The organism is Streptomyces thermospinosisporus, assembly GCF_039526425.1.
GTDB lineage: Bacteria > Actinomycetota > Actinomycetes > Streptomycetales > Streptomycetaceae > Streptomyces > Streptomyces thermocarboxydovorans.
The window spans coordinates 20236-37103 of the sequence record NZ_BAAAIZ010000036.1; the positions used below are offsets into that span (position 1 = coordinate 20236).

The window sequence follows — 16868 nt, forward strand, 5'->3', positions numbered from 1 at the left end:
CAGATGTCCGGTATTCGCGGAACACTCCCCTTATGAACGTGAACTGGGAGGCTTTCGTCACCGCCGAGCCGGACTTCGCGAGAACCGTGGAGGAGCGCTTCCGCGCCTACACCCACCACGTCCTGGCGACGCTCCGCAAGGACGGCTCACCGCGCACCACCGGCCTGGAGGTGCGCTTCTTCGACGGCGAGCTGTGGTTCGGCATGATGCCCGACTCGCGCAAGGCGCTCGACCTGCGCCGCGACCCGCGCTTCGCGCTCCAGGCGAACCCCGGGGAGGGCACCACCATGGGCGGCGGCGACGTCCGGATCAGCGGCCGGGCGTTCGAGGTCGAGGACGAGGAGATCCGCCGCAAGTACAACGAAGGCGAAAAGAGAGAAACGAGCGGAAACACCGAAAAGGCGGCAGAAGCAGCAGCAGCAGAAGAAGAAGAAAAAGCGGATAAGGCGGAACCGCCGGAGCCGTTCCACCTCTTCCGCACCGAGCTGACGGAGGTCGTGCGGACCTACGTCGAGGACGAGAAGTACCTGGTCATGCAGGTCTGGAAGCCCGGAGAGCCGGTGCGCACGCTCAAACGGACCTGATCCCGGGCACCGCCGGACCCCGGGCGCCCGGGGGACGACCTGGGTGCCCGGAAAAGCCAGGGCGCCCCGGTCAGACCAGGGCGCCCGTCGGCATCACTCCTGCGGGATCACTCCCACTCGATCGTCCCCGGCGGCTTCGACGTCACGTCGAGCACGACCCGGTTGACGTCCCGCACCTCATTGGTGATCCGGGTGGAGATCCTCGCCAGGACGTCGTACGGCAGCCGCGACCAGTCGGCGGTCATGGCGTCCTCGCTGGAGACCGGGCGCAGCACGATCGGGTGGCCGTAGGTCCGCCCGTCGCCCTGGACGCCGACCGACCGCACATCGGCGAGCAGCACCACCGGGCACTGCCAGATGTCGCGGTCGAGGCCGGCCGCGGTCAGCTCCTCGCGGGCGATCGCGTCGGCCTCGCGGAGCAGGTCGAGCCGCTCCTTGGTGACCTCGCCGACGATGCGGATGCCGAGGCCGGGGCCGGGGAAGGGCTGGCGGTGGACGATCTCCTCGGGCAGGCCGAGCTCCTGGCCGACCATCCGGACCTCGTCCTTGAACAGCTTGCGCAGCGGCTCGATCAGCTTGAACTCGAGGTCCTCGGGGAGGCCGCCGACGTTGTGGTGAGACTTGATGTTGGCGGTGCCGGTGCCGCCGCCGGACTCCACCACGTCCGGGTAGAGGGTGCCCTGGACCAGGAACTCCACCGCGGGGCCCTCGTCGGCGACGATCTCGGCCTGGGCCTGCTCGAAGACCCGGATGAACTCTCGGCCGATGATCTTCCGCTTCTCCTCGGGGTCGGAGACGCCCTTGAGCGCGGCCAGGAACCGCTCCTCAGCGTTCACGACCTTCAGCTGGACGCCGGTGGCGGCCACGAAGTCCTTCTCGACCTGCTCCGTCTCGCCCTTGCGCATCAGGCCGTGGTCGACGTAGACGCAGGTCAGCTGGGAGCCGATGGCCTTCTGCACGAGGGCGGCGGCGACCGCGGAGTCCACACCGCCGGACAGACCGCAGATGGCGCGCTTGTCGCCGACCATCTCGCGGATCGCCTCGACCTGCTCCTCGATCACATTGCCCGTGGTCCAGGAGGGCGACAGGCCCGCGCCCCGGTAGAGGAAGTGCTCCAGCACCTGCTGCCCGTAGGTGGAGTGCATCACCTCGGGGTGGTACTGGACGCCGTAGAGCTTCTTCTCGTCGTTCTCGAAGGCGGCGACCGGGACGACGTCGGTGGACGCGGTGACCTCGAAGCCCTCGGGGGCGGCGGAGCAGGCGTCGCCGTGCGACATCCACACCGACTGCTCGTCCGGGGTGCCCTCGAAGAGGGTGGAGGACGACTTGGAGACGTGCAGATCGGTACGGCCGTACTCGCGGGCACCGGTGTTGTCGACAGTGCCGCCCAGGGTCTGGGCCATCAGCTGGAAGCCGTAGCACATGCCGAAGACGGGGACGCCCGCCTCGAAGATCCGGCGGTCCAGGCGGGGGGCGCCCTCCTCATACACGGAGGAGGGGCCGCCGGACAGGATGATCGCGGCCGGGTTCTTGGCGAGGATCTCCTCGACCGGCATGGTGCTCGGCACGATCTCGCTGTAGACCCGCGCCTCACGGACGCGTCGGGCGATGAGCTGGGCGTACTGTGCGCCGAAGTCGACGACCAGGACGGTGTCGGGCGCGTGGGCAGCGGGAGTCGCTGATGACACGAGGTGCCTTCCGGCGGTGGGGCGGGGGTCTTGTGCCTCCCGATTCTACCGGGGCGCACGAAGGCCCCCCTCCGCCCCGGCCGGGGCCGCCCGTCTCACCATGCGGCCCGGCTTGGACACCCCGCGCGGGATCGGCATACTTGCGCCCATGCTCATCCACGCGACCTTCGTCTTTACCTATGGCAACCGGCCCGCCGGCTGCCATGGTCGTGCTGCTTGAGCTACTGACAAGCGACTTCCCAGGCGCCCCGGGCCGACAAGGCCCGGGGCGCCTGGCGTATCCGGACCTTGCCGATCCGGGGCGACCGACACCACATGTGAGGAGCCCCGGCATGACCGCCACCGCGACCGACAAGACCACCGCACGCACCGCGACCACCGCGCCCGCCGTGACCACCGCCACCTCCGTGACCACCGCCACCTCCGCGGCCCCGTCCGCGCCCACGGCCACATCCGCAGCCGCGGCCGCCGAGCGGACCGGCGCCCGCACCCCGGAGGCCGCGGACCTGATCAGCAACGCACGGGAACGCATCGACGCGCTGGACGACCGGATCATCGGCCTGATCCAGGAACGGATGGCCGTCTCCGCCGTGATCCAGAAGGAACGCATCGCCTCCGGCGGGCGCCGGGTGAACCTGGCCCGCGAGATGGAGATCCTCACCCACTACAGGGAGGCCCTGGGCAAGCCGGGCACGGCGCTCGCGATGACCCTGCTGGAGCTGTGCCGCGGGAAGATCTGAGCGGGACCGTCCGAACGGATCCGGCGGGCCGGCGGGGCCGGCGGCCTGAATCCACGTTCCCGGTACACCTGAATCCACGTTCCCGGTACAGACGTGCGCATCCTTCTCACCCGTACGGCGCGTGACCGGCCGCCGGAGCCTTCGTTGGTACCGGTGTCCGTGCCAGCCAGGGGCGGGCCCGAAAGAACCACGCGTGGCTCGCCGGAGCGATGAGGCGCGCGGATCGTGCCGTGCGTCGTGGGACCTCGCTCCGGGAAGTGACCGGACGGCAGGGGACAGCAGACCGGTCACCCAAGAGAACGGCCGGCTCCGGGGACGCCCGGGGCCGGCCGGCGGGACTGTCCCCGTCCGGGACGAACTGCTTGCGGAGGCCGCACCCCTCGAGCACGATGCGTACGAGCCCGAGTCCCCCCGCAGACAACTGCATTGCTCCTGCGCAGACGCGCCGGAAGGCGGACCGGCGGTGACTGCCGGAGCTCCAGGCCGGCGGCGTTACCCCCCGGCGCCGCTTCCCCCAGGCACCGGTGCTGCCCTGACGCCGGTGCTGACGAAGGAAGGGCCCCGCGGCTCCGCCCCGCGGGGCCCTTCGCGCGCCCTGAGACCTCGGACACCGCGAAGCACAGCCCTGTGCCTCAGCTGCGGGTGATGACGCCGCAGCCGCCGGTGCCCCCGCCGGGCAGCTCCCTGCCGCGGTCGTAGGGGTCGACCGGCGCGCCGGTCGTGCCGGGGCCCGTCTGCCGGTCGGCGAGGAACTGGGGACGGATCACCCCGTCGCCGTCCTTGCAGTCGTCGTTGTTGATCTCGCTGCGGACGTCGGAGATCCACAGGCGCCCCTCGGTGCCCTGGTACTCGGCGAGGTCCAGCACGGCCACCTCCAGGCCGCGGCGCACGATGGCGCGGGCCACCTCGTCGCCGCCACCGGCGTGCAGTGCCGCGTACACGAAGGTGTAGTCCGCCTTGATCACGGCCTTGCCCTTGGCTCCCCGTGCGGGCTCCACGGTGATGCGGCCGCGCACCCGCACGTCGTCGAGGATCTCGACCTGCTCGGGGTCGAAGCGGGAGAAGGCCACCACCGGGTCGTTCTTCTCGGTGGGCTTGCGCAGCCCGGCGCGCAGCTTCTGGAGGTAGTCCTTCTCCAGCGGGTCCACCAGGGCGAGCGCCTTCTTGGGCTCGCCTCCCTGCAGCACCTGCGGATCGAGGTTCGCGGCGACGAGGAACTCCTTGGTCTTGCGCAGGGCGTCACCGATCCGCTCGGCGGAGACCCCGCCCATGGCCTTGGCCTCGGGCAGCCGGATGGCGTCCGCTCCCGACTCCCAGCGGGCGGCGGGCGATCCGGCGAACGGCCGCTCACGCGTGGGGACCCCAGCGGGGCCGTCGGACGGCGGGCCGGTGGGCCGGGCGGTCTCCGGAGCGAGCGGGGACGGCGCCGCGCCCTCGTCCGAGGATTCCCCGAAGTGATCGCCGAGCCCGCCGGGCAGGTGGGACAGCAGGCCCGGCTTCACCGCGACCAGCGCCACGGCAGCGGCGAGCAGCACGCCGACGATGCTCCAGACCGTGCGGCGGCGGCTGCTCCGGCCGCCGTCCAGGTCGTGCCAGGTGGGTGGTCCGGTGCGCCAGCCCTCCGGCTCGGCGGGCCGGGCGGGCTTGCGCCGGCCCCAGCGTCGCCGGCCCTTCGCGCCCTCCCTCGCGCGCTGCTCGTCCATCGCCCGCAGCCGCTCGGTCACCATCCGCGCCCTGGCGGACGGTTCCCTGGGCGCGGAGGCGCGGATGTCTCGCTCGCTGTCCTGGGCGAACTTCTCCCAAACGTCGTCGGGTATCGCGGACGACTCCGGTGCGGGTTCCTCGGACGACTGCTCGGCGGCCACAACAACGGCTTTCTGTCGGGGTTTTGGTCTGGGAGCGTACGCCGTCGGCGATCACATCGAACTAGTGATCCACCTCACATAAAAATTCCGTGGGCTTCCGAACAACCTTTCACCCGGCTCAATGATCAAACCACCGAAACCAAGGCCGCATCCGCGCCCCACACGCGGGCAGGCCTCCCCCAATGCGCGCCGCAACGCGTGGCGCGCCGGACTTTCCGAGGTCTACATGAAGCTTCGCCGCGCCATGGCAGCAGCGGCCGCCACGGCCGTGATCGCCCCGGTCGCTCTGCTCGCGGCCCCGGCCGCTTACGCGACCGAACCGGCCCCCGCTGTCTCCGCCAGCGAGTCGCCCGTCGAAGGTGGGACGAACGACGGCGACAAGTCGACCGAGCCGTCCTCGGACGAGACGACCGAGTCGACCGCGCCCGAGGGCGAGACGGACGACACCGACAAGCCGAGCGACGACGGGTCGAAGGACACCACCGAGCCGTCGGACGAGGAGTCCACCGGTGACCCGGCTCCGGAGGACACCCCGAGCACCGCGCCGTCCAGCCCCGCGCCCAGCACCTCCGCTCCGGAGGACGACGAGGAGGAGCCGGTCCCGGCCGAGTGCGAGGACACCAAGGTCGACATCAGCATCTCCGGCCTGCCGGGCAAGATCGCCGCGGGCAGCGGCTGGCACAAGTTCACGCTGAACGTGGCCAACAACTCCGACTCCACCCTCCAGGACCTGGGCTTCTTCGCCGGCGCCTCAGCCGACGAGGAGTGGGAGCAGCTGTTCAAGAGCAAGCAGGTCCAGGTCCAGGCCTACGACCCGACCGAGAAGGTCTGGTTCGACCTCGACTCGGAGGGCTACGCGGTGGGCTACGTCGGCTGGACCGACGAGCTCGAGCCGGGCTACGAGGTCGACATCCCGCTGCGCCTGAACGTGAAGCCGTCCGCCCCGGCCGGCGCCGCGTTCTCCTTCGGCGTGACGATCTACGGTGACGCCGACGCCGAGTGCACCGGCTTCGGTGCCGCGTCGTACCGCTTCCGGATCGTGCCCGCCGGCACCGACACCGAGGGCACCAAGCCGCAGGTAGGCGGCAAGGCTCCCGTCACGGACGAGAAGCCGAGCAGCGACACGCCGAAGGTCACCGGCAGCCTCGCCGAGACCGGCTCCAGCTCCGCGCTTCCGATGATCGGCCTGGCCGGCGGTCTCGCCGTCGTCGCCGGTGCCGGTGCCGTGTTCGTGGTGCGCCGCCGCAAGGCGGGTGCCGAGGCGTAAGCACGCCCGGACCATTCCGGACCACCCGGACCACCCGGACCACTCCGGAACACCCCGGAACAACGGTGAGGACCTGTGCTCGGAGGGGAGCGCAGGTCCTCACCTTTTATTTCCTGCCCCGGGGCTCGGAGGCTGCTTCGCCCCGGGGCTCGCCGACCACTGCTTCTTCAGCTACTGCTTCTCCGCCTGCTCCTTCTCCGCCTGCTCCTTCTCCGCCTGCTTCTTCTCCGTCTGCTCCTTCTCCGTCTGCTCCTTCTCCGCCTGCTTCTTCTCCGTCTGCTTCTTCTTCGGCGGCAGCGGAGGCACCTGAAGGAACGGCAGTTTCAGCGCGCCGAACGCGTCCGCCGGGACCACCGGGGACTTGGGCTCGACCGGCTGGATCCTGCGGTAGGGCTCGCCCTGCTTCGGACGCGGGTCCTCCTCGCCCTTGTTGGGCCAGAACGATATCGCCCGCTCGGCCTGCGCGGTGATGGTCAGCGACGGGTTCACCCCGAGGTTCGCCGAGACTGCGGCGCCGTCCACGACGGAGATGCCGGGGTGGCCGTACAGCCGGTGGTACGGGTCGATCACCCCGGTGTCGCTGCTGGCGCCGATGGGGCAGCCGCCGAGGAAGTGGGCGGTGAGCGGCATGCCGGTCAGCTCGCCGACGTTGGAGCCGGGGAAGCCGTTGATCTCCTCGGCGAGGGCCGAGGCGGCCTCGGTGGCCGTCTTGATCTGCTTGGGGTTGGGGTTGCCGTGCCCCTGCCGGGCGGTGAGCAGCCCGCGGCCGAGGCCGGACGGCTTCAGATAGGTCGTCAGGGAGTTGTCCACGGACTGCATCACCAGGCCGATGATGGTCCGCTCCGACCAGCGCCGGTTGGACAGCGACCGCAGCATCAGCCAGGGGTGCCGGGCCACATTGGCCAGCCAGCCCAGCACCCGGGCCGAGCCCTTGCCGCTGGGCGCGTACGGCACCTGGAGGACGGACAGGCCGCCCATCGCGTTGGAGCCGCGGCCGTAGCGGACCGGCTCGATGTGGGTGTCGGCGTCCGGGTGGATGGAGGACGTGATGGCCACACCGCGGGTGAAGTCGGCCTTGGGCGCGCCGGTGACCTTGCGGTAGCGGCGGTTGTCGGTCTGGGCGCCCACCAGCGCCTCGGAGTTGGTGCGGGTCAGCTCGCCCAGCTTGTCCGACAGGTGCGGCAGCTGCCCGTTGGCCTTCATGCGGTGCAGCAGGGTCTGGGTGCCGTAGGTGCCGGCGGCCAGTACCACCCGGCGGGCCCGGAAGGTCCGGCCCTCGCCCTTGCGGCGGTTGTCGGTGGGCAGCGTGGCGACGGCGAACCCGCCCTGGGAGTCCTCCGTCACCGACACCACCGTCGTCATGGGGTGCACGACGGCTCCCGCCTTCTCGGCGAGGTGGAGGTAGTTCTCGTTGAGGGTGTTCTTGGCGCCGCGCCGGCAGCCGGTCATGCACTCGCCGCACTCCACACAGGCCCGCCGCGAGGGGCCGACACCGCCGAAGTACGGGTCCGGCACCTCCTGGCCGGGCTTCGCCTTCACCGTGCCGTCGGCGTCCTCGCCGTCGCCGAAGAACACACCGACGGGCGCCATGTGGAAGGTGTCGCCGCAGCCCATCCGCTCGGCGGCCGCCTTGAGGTGCACGTCCGAGGGGGTCATCGTCGGGTTGAGCCGCACGCCCAGCATGCGCCGCGCCTGGTCGTAGTACGGCTTCAGCTCCTCCTGCCAGTCGGTGATGTGCCCCCACTGGGGGTCCTCGAAGAACGCCTTGGGCGGCACATAGAGGGTGTTGGCGTAGTTGAGGGAGCCGCCGCCGACGCCCGCGCCGGCCAGCACCATGACGTTGCCCAGCAGATGGATGCGCTGGATGCCGTACATGCCGAGCCTGGGGGCCCAGAGGTAGTTCTTGATGTCCCAGGAGTTCCTGGGGAGGGACTCACGGGTCCAGCGGCGGCCGGCCTCCAGCACGCCGACGCTGTAGCCCTTCTCGGTCAGGCGCAGCGCGCTGACCGATCCGCCGAAGCCGGATCCGACCACGATGACGTCGTAGTCGTACGTGTCCTGGGCCACCCTGTACTCCTCGTTGAGTCTCGCGTGCGGATCGTCCCTTGGTGCGCGCGCCGGCGCGGCGGAGCCGCACACCTCGTACGGCCCCGCTCTCCCGAAGGCACCTCACCTGAAGCGAAGTGCCTTCATCACCCTCAGGCTGCGGCTCATGAAGGCCGCGTACTTCTCGTCGTCCATGCCGAGGGACGGGGCCATCGGCAGCAGGCGCTGGTGGGCGACCGTCTGGGCCTCGGTGTACTTGAGGATGCCCTCGGAGCCGTGACGGCGGCTGAGGCCGGAGTCCTTCATACCGCCCATCGGGGACTGCACGCTGCCGTAGGCGGGCGCGTAGCCCTCGTTGATGTTGACGGTGCCGGTGCGCAGCCGGGCGGCGACCTCGCGGCCGCGCCGGGCGCTCTTGGTCCACACCGAGGCGTTCAGCCCGTACGGGGTGGAGTTGGCGCGCTCGATCGCCTCGTCGTCGCTGCCGAAGCGGTAGACGGACACGACCGGGCCGAAGGTCTCCTCGGCGCAGACGGCCATGGAGTCCTGGACGCCGTCGAGGACGGTCGGCTCGTAGAAGTACGGGCCGATGTCGGGGCGGGCCTGCCCGCCCGTGAGCACGGTGGCGCCCTTGGCGACCGCGTCCTCCACGTGCCGGGTGACGGCGGTCAGCTGGCGTTCGCCGACCAGGGAGCCCATGTCGGCGCCGTAGGCGAGGGCGTTGCCGAGGCGCATCGCCTTGGTGCGGGCGACGAAGCGCTCCAGGAAGGCGTCGGCGACCGACTCGTGGACGAAGAGCCGCTCGATGGAGATGCACAGCTGGCCGGCGGAGGAGAAGCAGGCGCGGACGGCGCCCGCGGCGGCCTTGTCGAGGTCGGCGTCGTCCAGCACCAGCATGGCGTTCTTGCCGCCGAGTTCGAGGGAGACGCCGACCAGGCGGGCCGCGGCGCTCTGGGCGACCTGGCGGCCGGTGGCGGTGGAGCCGGTGAAGGAGACGTAGTCGGCGTGCTTGACGACCTCGGGGCCCACCACGGGGCCCTCGCCGAGCACCACCTGGAAGACGTCGGCGGGCAGTCCGGCCTCGATCAGCAGGTCGCGGGCCCACAGCGCGGTGAGGCAGGTCTCGGTGTCGGGCTTCATCACCACCGCGTTTCCCGCGACGAACGCGGGGATGGCGTCACCGACGGAGAGTTCGAGCGGGTAGTTCCAGGGGGCTATCTGACCGACGACGCCGCGCGGATGGCGCAGTTCGGTGACCTTCGTCAGGGTCGGCATGGCGCCGGTGTGCCGCTTCGGCCTGAGGTAGGCGGCGGCGCGGCGGCCGTAGTGGCGGGCCGCCACGGCGACGGCCTGCACCTCCTCGTGGGCGTGCAGCCGGGCCTTGCCGGTCTCCAGCTGGATCAGGTCCAGGACCTCGGCCTGACGCTCCAGCAGGATGTCGTGGAAGCGCAGCAGTACGGCGGCCCGCTTGCGTACCGGGGTCTGCTCCCAGACGGACTGGGCGGCGCGGGCCGCCTCGAACGCCTTCTCCACGTCCTCGGGCGTCGATTCGGGCAGATCGGCGAGCTTCTCCCCGGTGAACGGGGTGTGGTTGGCCGTCCTGCCCGATCCGACGACGCCCTTGGTGAGCTGGGCGATCAGTTCGGGCGTGACCACATCGGCTGCGGTGCGGGCGCCCGCCGGGGCGGGGGCTATGGGATTGGTGCCGGTCGTGGCCCGGGTCTGCGCGTCCGTCATGAGCGGCAGGGTATGCCCGGGCGACCGCTTTGTGTACCCGTCGGTAACACATTCACCGATCGCTCACACGGCGCCAGTGAACGCTGGCAACAAAGCCCCTGATCAGGGCGTTGCCATCGCTCAGAGGTTCTTGATGTCCAGGTTCTGGATCGCCTTGTCGGCCACCTCGCGGCCCCGCTCCGTGAAGTCGCCCTTGCCCGGGTAGCCGATGCGCATCTCGTACAGGTCGCCCTTGGAGGTCTTGTAGTAGAAGAACCTCACCTCGCGCGGCACCGGGTTGGTGCTGTCGTCCCAGGTGTAGACGACGGTGTTCTCGGCGGACTTCTTGCCCTTGTAGGTCAGGTCGGGCTTCGGGTACGTCTTGGTGCTCGGATCGTCGGGTATGCGGAGGTCGTAGTAGCCGTCCTTGAAGTCGGCGTCGTCCTCGTACATCTCGGCATCGGCGGAGCCCGCGATGTCGGCGGACGGGTCGTCGTGCTTGGTGAGGGTCAGCTGGATCGAGATGGCGCCGCTCGGGTCGGTGTACGACGCCCAGAGGCTCTGGTCGTTGTCCTCCGGCCCGGACCGCTGGTACCCCTTGGGCGCCGCGACGGTGGCGCCGAGGCGCTTCTCCTCGTGCTTCTTCCAGTCGTCCGGCAGCGGCCCGGCGAACGGGTCGGCGATGACCAGGTACCCGACCAGGGCCGCCGCGACGACCGCGGCCCCCAGCCCGGCCAGCGTCTTGCGGCCGATCCGGATGCCCTTGCCGCCGGAGCCGGGCACCGGCACCTGGACGATCTGAGTGGGCTGCGGCTGGGGCGGGTTCGCCGCGGCCTCCAGCAGGGCCCGCACCTGAGCGGCGTTCGGACGGCGCGCCGGGTCCTTCTGCAGCAGGCCGTTGATGGCCTCGGCCAGCGGCCCCTGCGCCGAGGCGGGCGGCGCGGGCGTGGCGTTGAGGACGGACTGCAGCGTGGCGGGGGTGTTGCTGCGGCGGAACGGCGAGACGCCCTCCGTCGCCGCGTACAGCACCACACCGAGCGACCACAGGTCGGAGGCGGGACCGGGACGCTGGCCCAGTACGCGCTCCGGGGCGATGTACTCGGGCGAGCCGACGAAGCCGCCGGTGTCGGTCAGAGCGGTCTCGCCCTCGATCTGGGCGATGCCGAAGTCGGTGAGGACGACCCGGTCGTACCGGCCGAGCAGGACGTTGTCCGGCTTGACGTCCCGGTGCAGGATGCCCGCCGCGTGCGCCGCCTCCAGCGCGCCGAGCACCTCCAGGCCGACCCGGGCCGCCTCGCGCGCGGAGAGGGTGCCCTCCTCCTGCAGAACGGCGCCGAGGGAACGGCCGTTGACCAGCTCCATCACGATCCACGGCTGACCGTCCACCACGGCCACGTCATGGACGTCGACCACCGCGGGGTGGTCCAGCCGGGCCGCGGCCCGCGCCTCGCGGCGCATCCGCTCGAAGACGTTGGACCGTTCACGCTCGGGCAGGTGGTCGGGGACGCGGGGCTCCTTGACGGCGACCTCGCGGTCCACCGTCTCGTCCTTGGCCCGCCACACCGTGCCCATGCCCCCGTGCCCGAGCTTGGAGATCAGCCGGTAGCGGCCGGCAATGAGACGCCCGGCTCCGGGGTCGGCCGGCGCGTGCGGCTGGGGCTGCGGGGCCTGCGGCTGGGGCTGAGGCTGCGGTGCTTGCGGCTGTGGCGGAGTCGGCTGCTGCGGCGGGGCCGGCTGAGGCTGGCTGACGGGAGGCTGCTGCGCACCGCCGGACGCGTGCTGGGCCACCTGGGTGGGCGCAGCGTACGGGTTGCCGGGATGCGGCACGGCCGCCGAATGCGGGGTGGGATTCGGCGGTTGCAGGCCAAAACTCGTCGGCTCGTCGGCCCCGTGACGGGCTCCCCCGTTGTTGCTCATGGCTCCATCAATATCGCGCCGAACCGCCATGGAGCCACTTCGAGCCCCAACCGGTCACAGACCCGTGACTCCGCGTGGGCCTTATCTCCGACTTATACGGACATCCCCTAGGGAGTCGAGGCGGACGGCGAGGGGGTGCCGGACGGCCGGGAGGTGCCTGGAGCCTGGGGTGCGTCGGATGTCCGGGAGGCGGAGGGTGAGCCGGGTGCGGAGGACACGCCGGGGGCGGCGGAGATGCCGGAGCCGGCCGTCGACCGGGGAACGGCGGGCGAGCGGGGGGCCGTGGGCGGCGGGGAGTGCGGGGGGCTCGCGGGGGTTTCGGGCGCGGTGCTGCTGGGCGTGCCGCCTCCGTCGTCGTCACGGTCCATCAGCAGTGCGGCGGCGGACACGCCCGCCGCCGCCATCGCGGCGACGGCCAGCGCGGCCACCAGCACGCTCCGGGTGGGCGGCCGGGTGTCGGGGTGCGCCGGACCGGGCGGGCCGTACGTCTCGGGCGGGCGCCCTGCGTCCGGTTCGCGCCGGGCCGGGCGGCGCAGGCGGGGCCGGCCGCGGTCGTCCGGTGGACAGCCCAGCGGCGGCACCTGCGGGGTGCGGCCGGTCTCGCGGAACGCCCGCAGCATCCGCTCGGCGCTGTCCGCGTCCAGCCGCCGGTCCGGGTCGCGCTCCAGCAGCCCGAGCACCACGGGCAGAATCGGTTCGGCCTGCGCAGGGGGCCGTATCTCCTCGACGACCACGGCGTGCAGTACCCCGCTGATCGAGTCGCGCCGGAACGGCGACTCGCCGCTGAGGGCGGCGCACAGCAGCGCGCCCAGCGACCACAGATCGGACTCGGGCCCGGCGCGGGTGCCGGACATCCGCTCGGGGGCGGTGTATTCGGGCGAGCCGACGAAGGAGCCGGTCTCGGTGAGCGTGCTGGCCCCCGGCACCTGGGCGATGCCGAAGTCGGTGAGGACGACCCGGTCGGTGCCGTTCTCCAGCAGCACGTTGGCGGGCTTGAGGTCCCGGTGCAGCACGCCGGCGGCGTGGGCGGCCCGTAACGCCCCGAGCAGCTGGATGCCGATGCGGGCGGCCTCCGGCGCGTCCACCGCGCCGCGGGTGGCGATGCGGTCCGCGAGCGAGCAGCCGTCGATCAACTCCAGCACGATGTAAGGGCGTTCGTCGTCCTCGACGACGTCGTGGACCACGATGATGTGCGGATGCTGCAGCTGGGCGAGCGCCCGCGCCTCGCGCAGGGTGCGCTCGCGCCGGCGGCGGGCGTCCTCCGCGGGGAGGGTCTCGTCGACGGGGAGTTCCTTGACGGCGACGCGCCGCCCGAGCAGCTGGTCCGTCGCCCGCCACACCACACCCATGCCGCCGCGGCCGAGCCGCGCCTCGAGGCGGTAACGCCCCGCGATGACACGGGCGTTGACCGGCACCGACCCGTTGCCGGACTGCCCCTCGGTTCCCATGCCGTTGCCGGACTGCCCCTCGGTCCCCATGGGCCCATCATGCCCCACCGGATGTGTTCCCTCCGGTACGGCGATTCGGCCAACCGGCGGCCGGTACACGCCGGTGTCAGGGCTCGCGCCAGCCCTTGAGCACCGTCTTGAACTGCTCGGCGGTCGTCGCCCAGTCCCCGGCCGGGGAGGCCATGTAGAGCGCGTACTCGACGCCCTCGTGCGAGAGATACATGTGGTCGATCGCCCGGTACGGGCCGGGGAAGGGCGTGTCCTTGGCGAGCGCCGTCCAGCTGTGGTCCAGGCGGGCGCTCGGCCGGTCGCGGTAGACGTCGCGCTCGAGACTGATCCGCCGGTAGTCGACGAGCCGCTGCCCCAGCTGCCAGTCGAGGGACTTCAGATGCTCGAAGGGGTCGTCGAAGTCCGGGGCCTCGTCGATGGCGATGCGCAGGAAGTGCTTGCCGCCGTCGGGCGAGTAGTCGACCTGGCCGGTCTCCTCGTCGTAGCTGCGCTGCCAGTCCTCGCCGGGCAGGGCGACGCTGAAGCCGAGCGGGTCGGTGCGCCGCACCCAGCCCTTGGGGAGGCCGGCGGAGGACTCGGTGCCCTTGCTCGCGGAGGCGCTGGGCCGCGGCGACGAGGAGGCGGCCGGTGTGCCGCCGCCGCTGCGGCCCTGGCCCCACTCCTGCAGCACCACCGCGGTGCCACCGCCGATGACCGCGGCGATGGCGACGACCAGCGCGATCAGACGCCGGCGGCTGCGCCGGGCGGGGCCGGTGGATTGAGCGGCTCCAGTGGCTCCCGTGACCCCCGTGACCCCCGTGGCAGACGCGCCCGCGCCGGGGCGGCCGGTGTGCGGTGAGCCGGGAGCGACGGGGACGGTGGCGCCGGACGCGGTCGCGTAGGGCGGCTGCCCCGGTGTCGTGGCACGGGGTGACGGTGCGGCCGCCGGTCCCGTCGCGTACGGGTGCGGTGCGGCGGTCCGGCCGGTCGGGTGCGGCGAGCGCGCCGCCGTCCGTCCGGTGGCGTGCGGCGGCTGAACGGCCGTCGCGCCGGTCGGCTGGGTGTGGCGGCCGGCGGTCCCAGTCGTGCCGGTCTCGTGCGGCAGGGGCTGGCGCGCCGCCCCGGCCGGTGCGTACAGCGGCGCCGCGTCGGGTTCGCGTCCCTGCGCGACCTCGGCCAGCATCCTCTCGGCCGTCGCGGCGTCGGGGCGGTCGGCCGGGTCCTTCAGCAGCAGCGCGTTGATGACAGGGGTCAGCGGTCCCGCGTGCCGCGGCTCGTCGGCCTCCTCCTCGACGACCGCCTGCATGGTGCTCAGCGGCGACGTGCGGCGGAACGGCGAGCTGCCCTCCACCGCCGTGTACAGGGTGGCGCCGAGCGCCCACAGGTCGGAGGCCGGGCCGGGGTCGTGGCCGCGGACCCGCTCGGGCGCCAGGTAGTCGACCGAGCCGACGACCTCTCCGGTGCGGGTGATGGCGGTGTCGCCGTCGATCTGCGCGATGCCGAAGTCGGTGAGCAGCACCCGCCCGTCGTCACCGAGGAGAACGTTGCCGGGCTTGACGTCCCGGTGCAGTACGCCCGCCGAGTGGGCGGCGCGCAACGCGCGTAGCACCCACATGCCGATCCGTGCCGCCTCGCGCGGCTCGACGCGGCCCTCCTCCTTGACCTTGTCCGCCAGCGAGCGGCCCTCGACCAGCTCCATGACGATCCACGGCCGGTTGTCGTGCTCCAGCACGTCGTGCACGGTGACGACGGCGGAGTGGTTGATCCGCGCCGCCGCGCGCGCCTCGGCCCGGGTCCGGGCGAGCAGCATCGCCTGCTCGCTGTCGGATACGTAGAGAGCGGCGGTGAGTTCCTTGATGGCGACGGAACGGTGCAGCACCTCGTCGTGCGCCCGCCACACCCGGCCCATGCCACCGCTGCCGATGGACGCGGCGAGCCGGTAGCGGCCCGCGACGAGCGAGCCCTGCATCTGATTCACGTTGCCCCGCAATGGTCTTGACAGGGGTCAGGGTAGGGACCAAGCCCTGTCCTGGGAACCGGCGGGGTGGCAAGGAGACCGCACTGTGATGGTTCTCGCTGTTCAAGGCGCCGGACAACCACAGGGGGTACGGATGCGTGCGTTCTCCGTCGCCATCGAGGAACTCACGCCTCCGGTTTCGCGCGGCCCACCGACCATTTTCGGCCAGCTGAGGCCACATGGTGCGTCAGCCGGTGAACCGGTAGGTGGCCGCCGCCTGTTCGTACAGCCGGGTCACCTCGTCCCGCTCGTCCTCCGGTCCGCGGACCTGGATCACGTGGTAGCGGCCCTCGATCAGCGCGGCGAGGTTGCGGACGTACAGGTCGTCGCCGTCGCCGGCGGTCCAGGTGAACTGCCCCTCGGCCATGGTGCGTCCGCCCACCTCGATGGTCTTCAGCCCGGTGGAGGTGGCCCAGCTGGAGTCGCGGTACGGCTGGAGTTCACGCTCGTCGTCCCGCTGATAGGCCATGGGATCGCTCCCGTAGCGCTCCGCGCTGTCCCGGCCCGGCACCACGATCAGCTCGAAGTCGCCGCGGGAGTACACGATCTGGCCGCTGCCGTTCTTCCCGGCGCGCTGCCACTTCTCGGCGACGGCGATCTGGAAGCCCTCGGGATCCTTGCGCAGCGTGAAGCCCTCGGCGACCTCGGGGACGGTGGTCTGGGTCTCGGTGGAGCCGGCCGACTCCTCCGGGCTGCTCGCGGTACTGCTCTTCGGCGTCTCCTGCTTCTGCCCGGCCTCGTCATCGCTGCCGGGCGCGCCTCCCGCCGCCCGCGACGGCGGGGCCTGGCTGACTCCTCCGGCGGGCTGGGCGCCCGAGGTGTCCTCGCCCGCCTTCGGCATGAACAGCATGGCGTAGGCGACGGCACCGGCCAGCAGGAGCAGCACCAGCAGGAGCAGGGTGCGGCCGAGCCGGTGCGGGGAACGCGTGCGCTGCTTGGCCCGCTTGTGCCGGCCGTGGTGGGCCGGGAGCCCGGCGCGCCGCTTGCGCACCAGCTCGCCGCGGCGGCGCACCACCGGCAGCCGGCTGGTCTCCAGGGGCGGCGCGGTGATCACATTCAGCCCGGCATCCGGCTCGGGCGCCGAGCGCACCAGCGAGCGCAGCCAGCCGCGCAGTTCCTCGACGTCCGGCCGCTCGGTGGGGTCCTGCCGCAGCAGCGACTCCACGATCGGCCGGAGCGGCCCGCACTCCTCGGCGAAGGCGGGCGGCTCGGCGCACACCATCTGCACCAGCTCGGCCGTGGACTCCTCCGGGTACGGGGCGTGTCCCTGCACGGCCCGGAACAGCAGCGCACCGAGCGCCCACAGGTCGGTGGCGGGGCCGATCGGCGGGGCCAGCTGCCAGTTCTCGTGCACCGGCCCGGCCTGCTCCGGCGCCCACCGCTCGGTCACCGGGCCGACCACGGCCATCCGCGCCTGCCGCGCCCGCTCGGCGGCCAACGCGCTGGTGGGCCCGCGCGGTACCGGGTTCTGCGCCGCCAGCTCGTCCCAGCGGGCGGGCGCCGGCGGCTCGGGGCTAGGGTCGGCGCCGGGAGCCGGGGCTGCCTCGTCGGTACCGGCGGCCGGAAGCGCGGTGCGTGCCTGAGCGCCGGCG

Annotated in this window: 11 protein-coding genes; 3 read left to right on the forward strand and 8 right to left on the reverse strand. The window is 72.2% G+C overall.

Features of this window, described 5'->3' with window-relative positions:
- Positions 1-32 precede the first annotated feature (32 nt).
- Positions 33-584 carry a pyridoxamine 5'-phosphate oxidase family protein gene (locus ABD207_RS13935; RefSeq protein ID WP_344012931.1) on the forward strand — a complete coding sequence of 184 codons (552 nt, stop codon included), beginning with the start codon at positions 33-35 and terminating at the stop codon, positions 582-584.
- Positions 585-691: 107 nt separating this feature from the next.
- On the opposite strand, the gene guaA is transcribed toward ABD207_RS13935, so the two are convergent.
- Positions 692-2272: a glutamine-hydrolyzing GMP synthase gene (gene guaA / locus ABD207_RS13940; protein ID WP_344012933.1), complete on the reverse strand. Its 1581-nt coding sequence runs from the start codon at positions 2270-2272 to the stop codon at positions 692-694.
- A 332-nt stretch (positions 2273-2604) separates the two neighbouring features.
- Between guaA and ABD207_RS13945 the strand changes: the two genes are divergently transcribed.
- Entirely contained in the window at positions 2605-3012 is a 408-nt protein-coding gene (locus ABD207_RS13945; RefSeq protein ID WP_344012934.1) for a chorismate mutase, read from the forward strand.
- Positions 3013-3644: 632 nt separating this feature from the next.
- Here the strand turns inward: ABD207_RS13945 and ABD207_RS13950 are convergent.
- The gene (locus tag ABD207_RS13950) at positions 3645-4877 is read right to left on the reverse strand and encodes a hypothetical protein (protein ID WP_344012935.1); all 1233 of its coding nucleotides are present in this window, start codon (positions 4875-4877) and stop codon (positions 3645-3647) included.
- A 244-nt stretch (positions 4878-5121) separates the two neighbouring features.
- Between ABD207_RS13950 and ABD207_RS13955 the strand changes: the two genes are divergently transcribed.
- Positions 5122-6144 (forward strand): LAETG motif-containing sortase-dependent surface protein, encoded by a 1023-nt coding sequence (locus tag ABD207_RS13955; RefSeq protein WP_344012936.1) that lies wholly within the window; start codon positions 5122-5124, stop codon positions 6142-6144.
- 171 nt (positions 6145-6315) lie between these two features.
- Here the strand turns inward: ABD207_RS13955 and ABD207_RS13960 are convergent, their stop codons facing one another.
- The 6 genes from ABD207_RS13960 to ABD207_RS13985 all read right to left on the reverse strand — a co-directional run.
- Positions 6316-8211, reverse strand: coding sequence for a GMC oxidoreductase (locus tag ABD207_RS13960; protein WP_344012937.1), 1896 nt, complete (start codon positions 8209-8211; stop codon positions 6316-6318).
- Between the two features lie 102 nt (positions 8212-8313).
- Positions 8314-9927: a succinic semialdehyde dehydrogenase gene (locus ABD207_RS13965; protein WP_344012938.1), complete on the reverse strand. Its 1614-nt coding sequence runs from the start codon at positions 9925-9927 to the stop codon at positions 8314-8316.
- A gap of 120 nt (positions 9928-10047) precedes the next feature.
- Positions 10048-11823 (reverse strand): serine/threonine-protein kinase, encoded by a 1776-nt coding sequence (locus ABD207_RS13970; RefSeq protein WP_344012939.1) that lies wholly within the window; start codon positions 11821-11823, stop codon positions 10048-10050.
- A gap of 107 nt (positions 11824-11930) precedes the next feature.
- Positions 11931-13301, reverse strand: coding sequence for a serine/threonine-protein kinase (locus tag ABD207_RS13975; protein ID WP_425580717.1), 1371 nt, complete (start codon positions 13299-13301; stop codon positions 11931-11933).
- 76 nt (positions 13302-13377) lie between these two features.
- Positions 13378-15228 (reverse strand): serine/threonine-protein kinase, encoded by a 1851-nt coding sequence (locus ABD207_RS13980; protein WP_344012941.1) that lies wholly within the window; start codon positions 15226-15228, stop codon positions 13378-13380.
- 235 nt (positions 15229-15463) lie between these two features.
- On the reverse strand, positions 15464-16868 hold a 1405-nt coding region (locus ABD207_RS13985; protein ID WP_344012942.1), incomplete at its 5' end, for a serine/threonine-protein kinase.